The organism is Sphingomonas sp. HMP9, assembly GCF_013374115.1.
Taxonomy (GTDB): domain Bacteria; phylum Pseudomonadota; class Alphaproteobacteria; order Sphingomonadales; family Sphingomonadaceae; genus Sphingomonas.
In genome coordinates this window covers 2,594,931-2,610,312 of sequence record NZ_AP022673.1, presented here as the reverse complement: position 1 = coordinate 2,610,312, position 15,382 = coordinate 2,594,931, and the positions used below count along the sequence as shown (strand labels likewise).

Here is a 15,382-nt window from a genome sequence, read left to right as displayed (position 1 = left end):
CCTTCGGGTCTTCCCCCGAGGATGTTCAGCACCGTAAGCGTCAAGACTGGACGAGCACCTGCGTTGCGGCGTCGAGGGCGCTGCCCGAACTGCTCGTCGTCGACCCCGCGGGCGGCCGCCGGCGCTGTCACCGGGACGGGCAGGGCGGCTGTCCGAGCTGGTAGAGCGCTCGCGCCACGGCACGCGCACCAGGTCGGCATCGATGTTCACCTCGGACAGGGCGTTGGCGATCACCGCTACGCAGGCCCTCCCGACTGGCGAGGGGGTGATTGAGGAGCGTCGTCTGGCTGGCATCGAGGAACTGGCGAGTAGAGTCACGGGTAGCAGCGGCCTGGTAGAGTGATCATGATCCGGCCTTGCATTGTGAGTGATGATGTATCATCGCATAATCGAAGTTGGTGATGGTAAGACGAGACATATGCGGACTAGCGGAATGGATTGGCTCGATCGAGCCGCGATGACTGGATCCGCGATGTGCATGGTGCATTGTCTCGCGCTGCCGGTATTGCTGGCGGCGGTACCAGCGCTGTCCGCGGTCGTTGCGATTCCCGAAAGCTTCCACATCTGGGTGCTGCTGTTGGCGACACCGGCAGCGGCGATCGCGCTGTTCGGCGGGCATGCGCGTCACGCCGCCGTGTGGCCGCTGGGTCTCGGTATCGGGGGACTGGGCCTGATGGCGCTGGGTGCCTTTGTCGTGCCGGAAGGCAGCGTCGAAACCGCGGTAACCGTGGCGGGTGGCACCCTGGTGGCGATGGCGCATATCGGCAACCTCCGGCTGCGCCACACCTGCTCCGCACGACGACGGTCCTGCGCCCGGAATTGACGGGGCGGGGCGCAGCGACGGCGCTGGAGTCGAACGACCGGCGACCTCTCCTTGACGCCGATCAAGCGCCTCTGCGGGACGGCGAACCGCCAATGTAATCCTTTACATTAAGGGTTGTTCGACATACTCGATGATCAAACGCGGCGCGAAGACGCTGTGAAAGGAGAGGTAAGCATGGCCACGGCAGATGCGGTTACCAGGTGCACGCGCAGCGCGATCCGATGATTCCGGCCGGGTCCGGCGCATCGATGCTGCGTGGAGTGCGCGACGATCACGGGGCGGCGTTAGCGGTCGTGCACGTCGTGATCGATGGCATGCGACATACTGCGCGCTCCGACGTCGATCCGTCGCCCAGAGGCACGGGCGCCGCCACGGCCATTACGTCCTTTGGCCACGCGATCGAACACGGGCGAACCACCAAAGTCTTGGAATTTACAGGGGGAATGGCATGAAATTGCTGATTGTCGTCGCGTCGGTGCTTGCCGCGCAAAGCCAGAGCGGCCCACGACCCGAAGATACGGAAGTGTGGACGCCCGTGCCGCCGGTGGTGACGCCAGGCGCCTATGTGGCAACGCCGCCACCTTCCGATGCGCTGGTGCTGTTCGACGGTCGCGACCTGTCGCACTGGGTGTCGGTGAAGGATGGCGGCGCGGCGCGGTGGACGGTTGCGGACGGCGTGCTGACCGTCGCGAAGGGCACCGGCAACATCCAGACCCGGGACCGTTTCGGCAGCTATCAGCTTCATGTTGAATGGCGCATCCCCGCCGACATCAAGGGAGAGGGGCAGGCGCGCGGGAATAGCGGAATATTCCTAGCCTCGACCGGCGACGGCGACACCGGGTATGAATTGCAGATCTTGGACAGCTATCGCAACCGGACCTACGTCAACGGGCAGGCCGGCAGCATCTACAAGCAGATCGTGCCGCTCGCCAATTCGATGCGGCGTCCCGGCGAATGGCAAAGCTACGATATCCTGTGGACGGCACCGCTGTTCGCCGCCGACGGCACGGTGACGCGCCCGGCTTCGGCAACGGTGATGTTGAACAATGTCGTGGTGCAGGATCATGCGATCCTCAAAGGCGCGACTCAATATATCGGCCAGCCAAGCTACAAGCCACACGGACCCGCGCCGATAAAGTTGCAGGATCACGGCGATCCAAGCGCGCCGATCAGTTTTCGCAACATCTGGATCCGCAAGTTATCGTGACGAGGTCTGATGCGTAGATCGCAATGAGCGACGCCGCATCGGGGTAGTGTTTGAGATAGTCGATCACCGGGCAGCCAATGACCTGGGACGACTATGAACAAATGGGCTATATCAGTGTGCAGTTCGGCGGCGAGCGCTGGGCAGGGAGCGGCAGCGTCTTCTACGAGACATACGGCATCTCGGCGCGGACGTCGTACAATTGGCGCTCTGACTATCTGCGGCAATGCCGGTCGAGCCAGGGCCGCCCGCGCAACCGGTCCTCTTATGGTCAGCTCGACTTGAACATGGCCTACGACCTGACCTCCAACCTTCAGGTCTACGTCCAGGGCGTCAACGTCACCAACGAGCGGGTGAACGAATGGTCGGCCGTCGAAGACCGTTTCCTGGCGCTGCAGGAAACCGGCGCACGCTACAATTTCGGCGTGCGCGTGAAGTTCTGATCGGCGAGGCGGGGCGGTGGGGCGGCGCTCCGCCTCCCCGCCCGGACCGTCGAGAGGTGGCCCGATGTTGCCCATCGCGGGACGGGTCGTGACAATGCCGTTCGGGCAATGCCAGAAATGGGAGAAATCGCCGCGAGCGTGATTAGCGTAAGGTCGGTTGCGATGAACCGGGGGGGGCGATCCGGATCCGACGATCCGCGGTTTAGATCCGCGCTTGGACCCCATCATGGCACCAAACGGTTATCGCCTTGGGACTTGCCGTCAAAGAGGGCGCGATGCCCATCTTTGACCGGAAGTGGTGCCCGGAAGAGGACTCGAACCTCCACGACCTTGCGATCGCCAGCACCTGAAGCTGGTGCGTCTACCAATTCCGCCATCCGGGCACGGGGTAGGAGGGCGCCTCTAGTGGAGGCTTGCGATGCTTGTCAACACGCCTCTTGCTGGGGCAAGGGGTTATTCGCGAATGCGCAGGCTAACAAAGTGGACGGACGGGCGATGAACGACAAACTGGTGACGTTGATCGGGGGCGGCGGTTTCGTCGGCCGCTATGTCGCACAGGCGCTGTTCGCGGCGGGCGCGCGCGTCCGCATCGCACAGCGCGATCCGCGACAGGCGTTCTTCCTCAAGCCGCTGGGCGGGCTCGGCCAGACGCAGTTCGTCGGCGCCGACGTGACCAAGCCCGAGACGATCGCGCATGCGGTGCATGGCTCGGACGTGGTGGTGAACCTGGTCGGCGTGCTGGCGGGCGATTTCCAGCGCGTCCAGGCGCTGGGGGCGCAGACCGTCGCGCAGGCCGCGGCCAAGGCGGGCGTCGGCGCGCTGGTGCACGTCTCGGCGATCGGTGCGGATCCGGAGTCCGCGTCGGCGTACGGCAAGTCGAAGGGGCAGGGCGAGGCGGCCGTGCTCGAGGCGTTCCCCAATGCAACGATCCTGCGGCCGTCGATCGTGTTCGGCCAGGAAGACCAGTTCGTGAACCGCTTTGCCGGCATGATCGCCAAGGCGCCTGTCGTACCCGTGCTGCGCGCTGGAGCGAAGTTCCAGCCGGTGTTCGTCGGCAACGTCGCGGATGCGATCGTCGCGGCGGCCTCGGCGCCCGAGACCTTTGGCGGGCAGACGCTGGAGCTTGGCGGTCCGGATATCATCACGATGGGCAATCTCATCCGCTGGATCGCCCAGACGATCGGCCGCAATCCGTCGATCGTCGAGTTGCCGGACTTTGCCGGTGCTATGATCGCGAAGGCCGGTTTCCTGCCGGGCGCGCCGATCACCAAGGATCAGTGGACGATGCTGCAGAGCGACAACATCGTCACCGGCACGAACGGCCTGGCGGCGTTCGGGATCGAGGCGACGCCGCTGTCGACGGTCGCGCCGGGCTGGCTGGTGCGTTTCCGCAAGGCCGGACGGTTCGGCCGTCGCGCCGAAACGCGCGCGGAAGTCCCTGTCTCCTGATCCTGCGCGTGCTACGCTATCCGTGACATTGCCCTGACCTACCGCGCCGGAGCTCTTGCTTGACCGAACTTCTCACCGTCATCCTCCTCGGCATCGTCGAGGGGATCACCGAATTCCTGCCCGTCTCGTCGACCGGTCACCTGATCCTGGCCACGCGGTTGCTCGGCTATGATGCGGGGCGCTGGGAGGTGTTCAACGTCGTCATCCAGCTCGGCGCGATCCTTGCGATCGTGGTGCTCTACTGGCGGACGTTCTGGGCGGTCGGCATGGGGCTGATCCGCCGCGAGCCGAAATCCTGGTTGTTCCTGCGCAATCTGGTGGTCGCGTTCATTCCGGCCGCGGTGATCGGCCTCGCGCTGCACAAATATATCGAGGCGCTGCTCGGCAATGCCGAGGTCGTCGCGATCGCTTTGGTCGTCGGCGGGTTCGCGATCCTCGCGGTCGAGCGGTTCGCGCCGCGCAGCGACATCAGCGGCGTCGCCGACATTCCGCTGAAAACCGTGATCGGCATCGGCTTCCTGCAGTGCCTCGCGATGATCCCAGGCGTCAGCCGGTCGGGCGCGACGATCCTCGGCGCGCTGGCGCTGGGCGTCGAGCGACGCACCGCGGCGGAGTTCAGCTTCTTCCTCGCGATCCCGACGATGCTCGGCGCAAGCGCGCTCGAGCTGCTCAAGAACCGTGATGCGATTGCGAGCGGCGGCGGGGTCGGGCTGGGCGCTATCGCGATCGGCGCTGCCGTTTCGTTCGTCGTCGCGTTGCTGGTGGTGAAGTGGTTCGTCGGGATCGTCACCAAGCACGGCTTCGTTCCGTTCGCGCTCTACCGCGTGGTGGCCGGATCGGCGGCGCTGATCTGGCTCCTGAGCAAGTAAGTCCCAATCGGAACTAATTTACTACCGTTAAAAGCAGGTCCAACAAAAACACGTCGCTGAAAGGGCTTCTTACGACAGCAATGCTGACCTATATGTTGATTTAGTCGTGACAAGCCACCGATCGCGCAATAACGCGGCTGTCGGAGGCTATCATGGCGAACGATTCGATGCTCAAATTTGTCGGCAGGGAGCAATCCTATCCCGACAAGCGCACCGCGGACGAGCGGGCCGACGATTTCCGCGAAATCGCGCAACGCTATGCGGTCGAGCCCGCCGAGGAGCAGGCCGGGCGCTGTTCGCAATGCGGCGTGCCCTATTGCTCGGTCCATTGCCCACTGCACAACCATATCCCCGACTGGCTCCGGTTGACCGCCGAAGGCCGGTTGCGCGAGGCGTATGAGCTGAGCAATGCGACTTCGACGATGCCCGAGATCTGCGGCCGGATCTGTCCACAGGATCGATTGTGCGAAGGCAATTGCGTCATCGAGTTCACCGGGCACGGCGCCGTCACGATCGGCGCGGTCGAGAAGTTCATCACCGACACCGCCTGGGAGAACGGCTGGGTCGAGCCGCTGGTACCCGGCCGCGCACGCGGTCAGTCGGTCGGCGTGATCGGTGCCGGCCCGGCAGGCCTGACCGCGGCGGAATATCTGCGCGGGCATGGCTATGACGTGCACGTCTATGACCGGTACGACCGCGCAGGCGGGTTGCTCACCTACGGCATTCCCGGTTTCAAGCTGGAAAAGCCGATCGTCATGCGCCGTGTCGAGCGTCTCAAGGCCGCGGGCATCGTTTTCCATGAGGGCTTCGCGGTCGGCCATGACGCAAGCCTCGACGATCTGCGCCAGCGCCACGACGCGATCCTGATTGCCACCGGCGTCTACAAGGCGCGCGCGATGGACCTGCCGGGTGGCGGATCGAACGGGGTGGTCGCGGCACTCGACTTCCTCGTTGCCTCGAACCGCAAGGGCTTTGGCGACGCGGTCCCCGCGTTCGACGACGGCAGCCTCGATGCCGAGGGCAAGGACGTCGTCGTGATCGGTGGCGGCGATACCGCGATGGACTGCGTCCGCACCGCGATCCGCCAGGGTGCCAAGTCGGTGAAGTGCCTCTATCGCCGCGACCGCGCCAACATGCCCGGATCGCAGCGCGAAGTTGCCAATGCCGAGGAGGAGGGCGTCGAGTTCGTCTGGCTCTCTGGCCCGCAGAGCTTCGACGGCGGCGATACCGTGTCGAGCGTCAAGGTCCGCAAGATGCGCCTCGGCGCGCCCGACGCGAGCGGCCGCCGCGCACCCGAACCCGATCCCGCCGGTGACTATGCGGTCGACGCGGACCTGGTGATCAAGGCGCTCGGCTTCGACGCCGAGGACCTGCCGACGTTGTTCGCGACGCCTGAGCTTGGCGTAAGCCGCTGGGGGACAGTGCTGGTCGACGGCAAGACGCTGATGACCTCGCTCGACGGCGTTTTCGCGGCCGGCGACATCGTCCGCGGGGCTAGCCTGGTCGTCTGGGCGATCCGCGACGGCCGCGATGTCGCCGCGACGATGCACAAGTGGCTGAAGACCAAGGCTGCGAACGCGAAGGTCGCGGCATGAGGCACGCGTTTCTCGGGGCGGCGTTGCTGGCGGGCGCGATAATGCCGTCGGCGGCGCATGCGCAGGCAACGCCTGTTGCCGTCGCGGCCCCCGATCCGGCTCGCCTCGCTGCGGCGCGCGAACTGATCGACGTCCTGATGCCGCCCGCATCGCGCGCGCAGATGATCGAGAGCATGATCGCGCCGATGCTCGGCAATCTACAGCAAGGCATGGCGCAGAGCCCGATGTTCAGCAGTGCGATGGCGGACCATCCGGAAATGCAGACGCGGTTCGCCACCTTTCTGGAACGGCAGCAGGCGCGCACGATGACGCTGATGCGCGACGGGCTGCCGGGCATGGTCGAGGCGATGGCGCGCGCCTATGCGCGCCGCTTCGATGTCGCCCAATGTCGCGACATCAAGGCGTTCTTCGCGACGCCGAGCGGCCGCGCATACATGCAGCAATCGCTGACGATCATGGCCGACCCAGACGTCGCCGCCTGGCAGCGGACGATGATGCAATCCTCGATGGCGAACATGCAGGCCGATGTCGCCGAATTCGCCAAGCAGGCGGCCACGCCCGAAGAGAAGAAGAAGTGACGATGACCGATTTCATCACCGATCAACGCGCCCGTCTCGCCGAAGAGGGCATGTACCGCCCCGATTTCGAGGGCGATGCGTGCGGCGTCGGGCTCGTCGCCGCGACCTATGGGCGCGCGTCGCGGCGTGTCGTGCAGTCGGCGGTCGATGCGCTGAAAGCCGTGTGGCACCGGGGCGCTGTCGATGCGGACGGCAAGACCGGCGATGGCGCCGGGCTGCACATCGACCTGCCGCTGCGGTTCTTCGACGATGCGGTCGCGGCGTCGGGGCACAAGGTGCGGCCGAACCGGCTCGCGGTCGGGATGATCTTCCTGCCGCGCACCGATCTCAGCGCGCAGGAGGATTGCCGGACTATCGTCGAAAGCGCGATCATCGAGGCGGGCTATACCATCTATGGCTGGCGGCAGGTGCCGGTCGACGTGTCGGTGATCGGCCAGAAGGCGCAGGCGACGCGGCCCGAGATCGAGCAGATCATGATCGCCGGGCCGATGCCCGACGAACAGGACGCCGCCGAGTTCGAAAAGACGCTGTATCTGGTCCGCCGTCGGATCGAGAAGCGCGTGATCGCGGCGCAGATCCAAGGCTTCTACATCTGTTCGCTGTCGTGCCGGTCGATCATCTACAAGGGACTGTTCCTCGCGGAATCTCTGTCGGTGTTCTACCCCGATCTGTGCGACCAGCGCTTCGAAAGCCGTGTCGCGATCTTCCATCAGCGCTATTCGACCAACACCTTTCCGCAATGGTGGCTGGCGCAACCGTTCCGCTGCCTTGCGCATAACGGCGAGATCAACACGATCCGCGGCAACAAGAACTGGATGTTGTCCCACGAGATCCGGATGGCGAGCCTCGCGTTCGGCGACAATTCGGAGGATATCAAGCCGGTGATCCCCGCCGGCGCGTCCGATACCGCGGCGCTGGACGCGGTGTTCGAGGCGATCTGTCGCTCGGGCCGCGATGCGCCGACTGCCAAGCTGATGCTGGTGCCCGAGGCCGCGAGCCCCGACATGCCGGGCGAGCACCGCGCGATGTACCAGTATCTCGCCTCCGTGATGGAGCCGTGGGACGGCCCCGCCGCGCTGGCGATGACCGACGGCCGCTGGGCGGTGGCGGGCATGGATCGCAATGCGCTCAGGCCGCTGCGCTATACGCTGACGTCGGACGGTTTGCTGATCGTCGGGTCCGAGAGTGGGATGGTCGTCGTGCCCGAGTCCACCATCATCGCGAAGGGGCGGCTGGGGCCGGGCGAGATGATCGCGGTCGACCTCGACGAGGGCGTCCTGTTGCAGGATCGCGCGGTGAAGGACCGGATTTCGGGCGAGGCGGATTATGCCGGGATGATCGGTGAATTCCACGCGCTGTCCGACCTGCCGTCGGTCGAGGATGCGGTCGTGCGCTACGATCGGGCCGAGCTTGCGCGGCGTCAGGTCGCGGCGGGGCAGACGATGGAGGACATGGAGCTGATCCTGTCGCCGATGGTCGAATCCGCCAAGGAAGCGATCGGATCGATGGGGGACGACACGCCGCTCGCGGTGATTTCGGACAAGCCGCGGCTGATCAGCCAGTTCTTCCGCCAGAATTTCAGCCAGGTGACCAACCCGCCGATCGATCCACTGCGCGAGCGGCACGTGATGTCGCTGAAGACGCGGTTCGGCAATCTGGCCAACATCCTCGACGTGCGCGACCAGCGCGAGCGCGTGCTGGTGCTTGATTCGCCGGTGCTGACGGGCGAGCATTGGGCGCGGCTGAAGGCGCATTTCGGGAGTGCGGTCGCCGAGATCGACTGCACGTTCGAGGTCGGCGGCGGGCCGGAGAAGCTGCGCGCGGCGATCCAGCGGATCCGTAACGAGGCCGAACAGGCGGTGCGGCAGGGCAAGAGCGAGATCTTCCTCACCGACGAGGCGATCAGCGAAGACCGGGTCGGCATCGCCGGGGTGCTCGCGGTGGCGGCGGTGCACACGCATCTCGTGCGGCGGGGCTTGCGCTCCTATGCGTCGATCAACGTGCGCACGGCGGAATGCCTCGACACGCATTATTATGCGGTGCTGATCGGGGTCGGTGCGACGACCGTGAACGCGTATCTGGCCGAGGCGGCGATCGTCGACCGGCAGTCGCGCGGGTTGTTCGGCGATCTGGACCTTGCCGAGTGCCTGCGCCGTCACCGCGTCGCGGTGGAGGAGGGGCTGCTCAAGATCATGTCGAAGATGGGGATCGCGGTGATCTCGTCCTATCGCGGCGGGTATAATTTCGAGGCGGTCGGGCTGTCGCGCAGTCTGGTCAACGATCTGTTCCCGGGGATGCCCGCGAAGATCAGCGGCGAGGGCTATGCGTCGTTGCACGTCAACGCGACCGACCGGCATGCGGCGGCGTTCGATCCGGCGGTGGCGACGTTGCCGATCGGTGGCTTCTATCGCCAGCGCCACACCGGCGAGACGCACGCCTATTCGGCGCAGCTGATGCATCTGCTCCAGACTGCGGTGTCGACCGACAGCTACACCAGCTATCTGCAATTCTCGCGCGGCGTGTCCGACCTGCCGCCGGTATATTTGCGCGATCTGCTCCAGTTCAATTTCCCGGCGGAGGGCGTGCCGGTCGACCAGGTCGAGGCGATCACCGAGATCCGCAAGCGGTTCGTGACGCCGGGGATGTCGCTCGGCGCGCTGTCGCCGGAAGCGCACGAGACGCTGGCGATCGCGATGAACCGGATCGGCGCGAAGGCGGTGTCGGGCGAGGGCGGCGAGGACAAGACGCGCTTCGTGCCGTACGCGAACGGCGACAATGCGAACTCGACGATCAAGCAGATCGCATCCGGGCGCTTCGGTGTTACGGCTGAATATCTGAACGCGTGCGAGGAGATCGAGGTCAAGGTCGCGCAAGGGGCCAAGCCCGGCGAGGGCGGGCAGTTGCCCGGCTTCAAGGTGACCGAGTTCATCGCCAAGCTGCGCCATGCGACGCCGGGCGTGACGCTGATCTCGCCGCCGCCGCATCACGACATCTACTCGATCGAGGATCTGGCGCAGCTGATCTACGATCTGAAGCAGATCAATCCGCGCGCGCGGGTGTGCGTGAAGCTCGTCTCGTCGGCGGGCATCGGCACCGTCGCGGCGGGCGTGGCGAAGGCGCATGCCGACGTGATCCTGATCGCGGGGCATGTCGGCGGGACCGGGGCCAGCCCGCAGACTTCGATCAAATATGCCGGCACGCCTTGGGAAATGGGGCTGTCCGAGGTCAACCAGGTGCTGACGCTCAACGGCCTGCGCGGGCGGGTTCGGTTGCGGACCGATGGCGGGCTCAAGACCGGACGCGACATCGTGATCGCGGCGATCCTGGGGGCCGAGGAATACGGCATCGGCACGCTGTCGCTGGTGGCGATGGGCTGCATCATGGTGCGGCAATGCCATTCGAACACGTGCCCCGTGGGGATCTGCACGCAGAACGACGCGCTCAGGCAGAAGTTCGTGGGGACGCCCGAGAAGGTCATCAACCTGATGACGTTCATCGCCGAGGAGGTGCGCGACATCCTGGCGCGGCTGGGCGTGAAGAGCCTCGACGACGTGATCGGGCGGACCGAATTGCTGCGGCAGGTGAGCCGCGGGGCGGAGCATCTCGACGATCTCGATCTCAATCCGATCCTCGCCAAGGTGGATGCGGACGATTCGCAGCGGCGGTTCTCGCTGTCGACGTGGCGCAACGAAGTACCCGACAGCCTGGATGCGCAGATCATCAAGGATGCCGCCGCGGTGTTCAGCCGTGGGGAGAAGATGCAGCTCACCTATTCGGTGCGCAACACCCACCGTGCGGTGGGGACGCGGCTGTCGAGCGAGATCACGCGGAAATTCGGGATGTCGACGCTGGCGGACGATCACGTCACGATCCGGTTGCGGGGCTCGGCGGGGCAGTCGCTGGGGGCGTTCCTGTGCAAGGGGATCACCTTGGAAGTGTTCGGCGATTCGAACGATTATGTCGGCAAGGGTCTGTCGGGGGGCACGATCATCGTGCGGCCCGCAGTGTCGTCGCCGCTCGCTAGCCAGGACAACACGATCATCGGCAACACCGTGCTGTACGGTGCGACGTCTGGCCGGCTGTTCGCGGCGGGGCAGGCGGGCGAGCGGTTCGCGGTGCGCAATTCGGGCGCGAGCGTGGTCGTCGAGGGCTGTGGCGCGAACGGGTGCGAATATATGACCGGCGGCATTGCCGTGATCCTCGGCAAGATCGGCGCGAATTTCGGTGCGGGGATGACCGGCGGGATGGCGTTCATCTACGACCCCGAGGGCGTGTTCGAAAAGCGCGCGAACCCGGAGAACATCACCTGGGACCGGGTGAAGGCGCTCCACTGGGCGGATGTGCTGCTCGACCTGGTGCGCGACCATGCCGATACCACCGACAGCAAATGGTCGAAGGGCCTGCTCGAGGACTGGGACCGAGTGGCGCCGCATTTCTGGCAGGTGGTGCCGAAGGAAATGCTGACCCGGGTGAGCCATCCTCTAGACGACAGCGCGGAGCTGGTGGCAGCGGAGTAAGCGACGCCACATCGACACGACCCCGGCGAAGGCCGGGGCCCAATTGGAAAGGCCGCAGTAAGGACGAGCCGTCCTCCGTCGGCGATGTCCCCCAATTGGGCCCCGGCCTTCGCCGGGGTGGGCAGGGGGCAGCGCAAAGATAAGCGGGTTCACGCGGAGACGCGGAGCTATAATTCGATCTTCTGCTCTTCGATCGCGATCGGTGATGAACGAGCGTCGCTCACAGCGAGCGCAACACCTCCACGTCTCCGCGTCTCCGCGCGAACCAAATCTTCTTACCGCCGACCCGACCCGCGCTAGTGACACACCCGCCCCGCACCGCCTAAACGAAGAGCATGTGGCAGCTTTATCAATTCCCCCTGTGTCCCTTCTCGCGAAAGGTGCGCCTGCTGCTGGGTGAGAAGGGGGTCGGTTACGAGCTAGTCCGCGAATCGCCTTGGGATCGCCGCGACGAGTTCATGGACATGAACCCCGCCGGCCAGACTCCGGTGATGGTCGACGCGTCGCGCGGCGTCGCGCCGCTGATCGATTCGATGGCGATCTGCGAATTCTTCGAGGAAACCGTCGAGAAGGCGGCGATGATCAACGGCACCGCAACCAATCGCGCGGAGATCCGCCGTCTGGTCACGTGGTTCGACACGCATTTCTACCGCGACGTGACCGGCCCGTTGCTGCACGAGCGCATGGTCAAGCGGCTCGCGCATCGTACCGCGCCCGACGCCAAGGGTCTGCGCGAGGCGATGAAGGCCGCGGTCGGGCATCTCGACTATATGGATTACCTGCTCGATCACCGGAACTGGCTCGGTGGCGCGACGATGAGTCTCGCCGATCTGGCGGCCGCGGCGCAGATCTCGGTCACCGACTATCTCGGCGGGATCGACTGGAAGGGCCATGACCAGACCGCGCGCTGGTATCGTGGGTTCAAGAGCCGCCCGAGCTTCCGCCCGCTTCTGTCCGAACGGATGGAGCTGATCTCGCCTCCTGCGCACTATGACAACGTGGATTTCTGACGTGATCGCGTTCGTGGATTTCGAGAAGGTCGACATCCGCGTCGGCACGATTGTCGAGGCCGAACCCTTTCCTGAAGCGCGCAAGCCCGCGTTCAAGCTGCGGATCGATTTCGGCGACGAGATCGGCGTGAAGAGATCGTCCGCGCAGATCACCGAGCATTATACGCCGGAGACGCTGCTCGGTCGCCAGGTCGCGGCGGTGGTGAACTTCCCGCCACGCCAGATCGGTCCGATGATGTCCGAGGTCCTGACGCTCGGCTTCCCCGATGCGGATGGCAAGGTGGTCCTGATCTCGCCGACCGGACCCGTCCCGAACGGCGGGCGGTTGTTCTGAACCGTCAAACCCCCGTTCAATTCCGTCCTCCCGCGAAAGCGGGAGCTCAGGGTACCAAGCGCAACGCTTGAGGCTCCTGGACCCCCGCTTTCGCGGGGAGCGGCAGGCGAGAGGACGATACGGCCTCTCGATAGGCGTCGCTTACTGGCGCAGGTCGTTCTGCGTGATCGGGACGATCTTCACCTCGACGCGACGGTTCGCTGCGCGGCCGGCATCGGTGTCGTTCGACGCGATCGGCTGAGTCTTGCCGTAGCCGCGCGTCCCGATCCGCGCGCTCTGCACGCCGTGGCCCGACAGATAATCCGCGACCGCGCGCGCGCGGCGTTCCGACAGCGCCTGATTATACTGGTCGCTGCCCGTCGAATCGGTGTGGCCGTACACGTCGACATAGGTCTGGTTATACTGCGCCAGTGTGTCGGCGACCTGGTCGAGCGTCCGCTGGAACTGCGGCTGCACGTTGGCGCTGTCATAGGCGAAGGTGATGCCCGACGGAATGTTGAGAACCAGATCGTCGCCCTGACGGATCACCTGCACGTCGGTGCCGGCGGTGCGGGCGCGCAGGTCGCGCTCCTGCTTGTCCATGTACGCGCCGATGCCCGCGCCGGCGAGACCGCCGATGCCCGCGCCGAGCAGCTTCTCGGTACGGTCGTGACGACCCCCGACCACGTCGCCGAGCAGATACCCGCCGAGCGCGCCACCGATGCCGCCGAGCGCAGTCTTCGAAATCGTCTGGCGACCCGTCTCGGGATCAGTCGTGCAGCCGCTGGTGGCGATCAGCGCGGCAATCGCAGCACCTGCGAACATCTTGGTTTTCATAGATAATCTCCCTGAGACATGGATGGTGACGGCTTTATGCCCGATACGGCCGATAACCCGGTGTCGCGACGATTGTTCCGCCTGCGCACTGAACCGAGCCTGACCATCTTCACGGTCTAATGTCGAGTATGCGCAGGCCGGCACGCAAGGACGGTTGTGCGACCGGCCGTTGTCCTGCAAAGAGGCGCGAGCCAATGGCACCGCTTCCCCCCTTCCCCTGGATCGACGTCGCGATCATCCTCGCGCTGGTCGCGTTGAACGGTGTGTTCGCGATGAGCGAACTCGCGATCGTCTCGGCGCGGAAAGCCCGGCTCGAGGCGATGGCGCGCTCGGGCAAGAAGGGCGCGCGTGCCGCACTCGTGCTCGCGGCGGATCCCGGCAAGTTCCTGTCGACTGTCCAGATCGGCATCACGCTGATCGGCATCCTCGCGGGCGCCTATTCGGGATCGAGCCTTGGCATGCCGACCGCCGCGCGGTTGCAGGCGCTAGGCCTGTCCGCCTCGACCGCGCAGACCGCCGGGTTCGCGATCGTCATCGGCCTGACGACCTACGCGTCGCTGATCATCGGCGAGCTCGTCCCCAAGCAGTTCGCGCTACGGGCGCCCGAGGCGATCGCCTCGTTCATGGCGCCGGTGATGCGCTGGCTTGCGATCGGTACCGCGCCGATCGTGTGGGTGCTCGATTCGACCAGTGCGCTGATCTTCCGTATCCTTCGCCTCAACCGCGAGACCGAAGAGCATGTGACCGCTGAAGAGCTTCACCTGATCGTTGCCGAGGCCTCCAAGTCGGGTGTGATCGAGGAGCATGAGCGCTCGATCATCTCGGGCGTCGTCCGCCTCGCGGATCGTCCGGTCCGCGAAGTCATGACGCCGCGCACCGAGATCGACTGGCTCGACTGCGATGCGGAGCCCGACGAGATTCGCGAGACGCTGCTCGCGTCGCAGCACACGCGCCTGCCGGTCGGTGAGGGCTCGATCGACGCGGTCAAGGGCGTCGTCCAGGCACGCGACATCGCCGCGGCGCTGTTCCGCGGCGAGCCGATCGACCTGCGTGCGCTGATGCGCAAGGCGCCTGTCGTCATCGACCAGATCGACGCGATGGATGCGTTGCTGGCGCTCCGCGAAGCCGAAGTGCCGATGGCGCTGATCCATGACGAATATGGCCATTTCGAAGGCATCGTCACGCCGGCCGACCTGCTCGCGGCGATCGCCGGCGAGTTCAAGTCGGACTCGGATCCCGATGACGCGCCGTCCGTCGTGGTGCGCGACGATGGCTCGTTGCTCGTGGCGGGGACGATGGCGGCGGACTCGCTCGCCGATCGCCTCGGCATCGACCTACCCGAGGACCGCGATTACGCCACCGTCGCCGGCCTCGCGCTATCGGTGTTCCGCCATCTGCCGGGCGAGGGCGAAAGCTTCGTAGAACAGGGCTGGAAGTTCGAGATCGTCGATCTCGACGGGCGGCGCATCGATAAGCTGCTGGTCAGCGAAGTCTGAGCGCTGGACGCGGAGGAAGCGGGCGAAAGTGCCCCGACGCTCCCTGGTATTGCACCCCCCCGGCGGAGGCCGGGGCCCAGATGGTAAGGTCGCAGTAACGAAGCGCTGCCTTGGGTCAGCAGCTTCCCCCAATTGGGCCCCGGCCTCCGCCGGGGGGGCAGCGGGTCTAACCTGGTGTTCGTTGCTGAGTTCGGAGCGGCCGTTACCCTCCGTTCGTCCTGAGTAGCTGCGGAGCGTGTCGACGCGGC

The 15,382-nt window shown here is 65.6% G+C and carries 12 protein-coding genes and 1 tRNA gene; 11 read left to right on the top strand and 2 right to left on the bottom strand.

Annotated features, from left to right (window positions below; genetic code table 11):
• Positions 1 to 457: 457 nt before the first annotated feature.
• The 3 genes from HMP09_RS11615 to HMP09_RS11605 all read left to right on the top strand — a co-directional run bounded on the left by HMP09_RS11615 (position 458) and on the right by HMP09_RS11605 (position 2,470).
• Complete coding sequence (locus tag HMP09_RS11615) at positions 458 to 823, top strand: MerC domain-containing protein (protein WP_176500498.1); 366 nt, start codon at positions 458 to 460, stop codon at positions 821 to 823.
• 448 nt (positions 824 to 1,271) lie between these two features.
• Positions 1,272 to 2,030 (top strand): 3-keto-disaccharide hydrolase, encoded by a 759-nt coding sequence (locus HMP09_RS11610; protein ID WP_176500497.1) that lies wholly within the window; start codon positions 1,272 to 1,274, stop codon positions 2,028 to 2,030.
• A gap of 101 nt (positions 2,031 to 2,131) precedes the next feature.
• Positions 2,132 to 2,470, top strand: coding sequence for a TonB-dependent receptor (locus HMP09_RS11605; RefSeq protein ID WP_176500496.1), 339 nt, complete (start codon positions 2,132 to 2,134; stop codon positions 2,468 to 2,470).
• A 296-nt stretch (positions 2,471 to 2,766) separates the two neighbouring features.
• Here the strand turns inward: HMP09_RS11605 and HMP09_RS11600 are convergent.
• A tRNA-Leu gene (locus HMP09_RS11600) sits at positions 2,767 to 2,853 on the bottom strand.
• A 112-nt stretch (positions 2,854 to 2,965) separates the two neighbouring features.
• Here HMP09_RS11600 and HMP09_RS11595 point away from each other — a divergent pair.
• From HMP09_RS11595 to HMP09_RS11565, 7 genes are all read left to right on the top strand, one after another.
• Positions 2,966 to 3,919, top strand: a complete 954-nt coding sequence (locus HMP09_RS11595; RefSeq protein ID WP_176500495.1) for a complex I NDUFA9 subunit family protein — start codon at positions 2,966 to 2,968, stop codon at positions 3,917 to 3,919.
• Positions 3,920 to 3,978: 59 nt separating this feature from the next.
• Positions 3,979 to 4,788, top strand: a complete 810-nt coding sequence (locus HMP09_RS11590; protein ID WP_176500494.1) for an undecaprenyl-diphosphate phosphatase — start codon at positions 3,979 to 3,981, stop codon at positions 4,786 to 4,788.
• Positions 4,789 to 4,940: 152 nt separating this feature from the next.
• Complete coding sequence (locus HMP09_RS11585) at positions 4,941 to 6,383, top strand: NAD(P)-dependent oxidoreductase (protein WP_176500493.1); 1,443 nt, start codon at positions 4,941 to 4,943, stop codon at positions 6,381 to 6,383.
• Positions 6,380 to 6,961 (top strand): DUF2059 domain-containing protein, encoded by a 582-nt coding sequence (locus HMP09_RS11580; protein WP_176500492.1) that lies wholly within the window; start codon positions 6,380 to 6,382, stop codon positions 6,959 to 6,961. Before HMP09_RS11585 ends, HMP09_RS11580 begins: the two co-directional genes overlap by 4 nt.
• Positions 6,962 to 6,963: 2 nt before the next feature.
• A complete protein-coding gene (gltB, locus tag HMP09_RS11575; protein WP_176500491.1) occupies positions 6,964 to 11,478 on the top strand; it encodes a glutamate synthase large subunit in 4,515 nt (1,504 codons plus the stop codon).
• A gap of 335 nt (positions 11,479 to 11,813) precedes the next feature.
• A complete protein-coding gene (locus HMP09_RS11570) occupies positions 11,814 to 12,488 on the top strand; it encodes a glutathione S-transferase family protein (RefSeq protein WP_056054264.1) in 675 nt (224 codons plus the stop codon).
• The gene (locus HMP09_RS11565; protein WP_176500490.1) at positions 12,469 to 12,822 is read left to right on the top strand and encodes a tRNA-binding protein; all 354 of its coding nucleotides are present in this window, start codon (positions 12,469 to 12,471) and stop codon (positions 12,820 to 12,822) included. Before HMP09_RS11570 ends, HMP09_RS11565 begins: the two co-directional genes overlap by 20 nt.
• A 141-nt stretch (positions 12,823 to 12,963) precedes the next feature.
• Here the strand turns inward: HMP09_RS11565 and HMP09_RS11560 are convergent, their stop codons facing one another.
• On the bottom strand, positions 12,964 to 13,638 hold the full coding sequence (locus tag HMP09_RS11560; RefSeq protein WP_176500489.1) for an OmpA family protein: 675 nt from the start codon (positions 13,636 to 13,638) through the stop codon (positions 12,964 to 12,966).
• Between the two features lie 194 nt (positions 13,639 to 13,832).
• Between HMP09_RS11560 and HMP09_RS11555 the strand changes: the two genes are divergently transcribed.
• On the top strand, positions 13,833 to 15,134 hold the full coding sequence (locus HMP09_RS11555; protein ID WP_176500488.1) for a hemolysin family protein: 1,302 nt from the start codon (positions 13,833 to 13,835) through the stop codon (positions 15,132 to 15,134).
• Positions 15,135 to 15,382 lie beyond the last annotated feature (248 nt).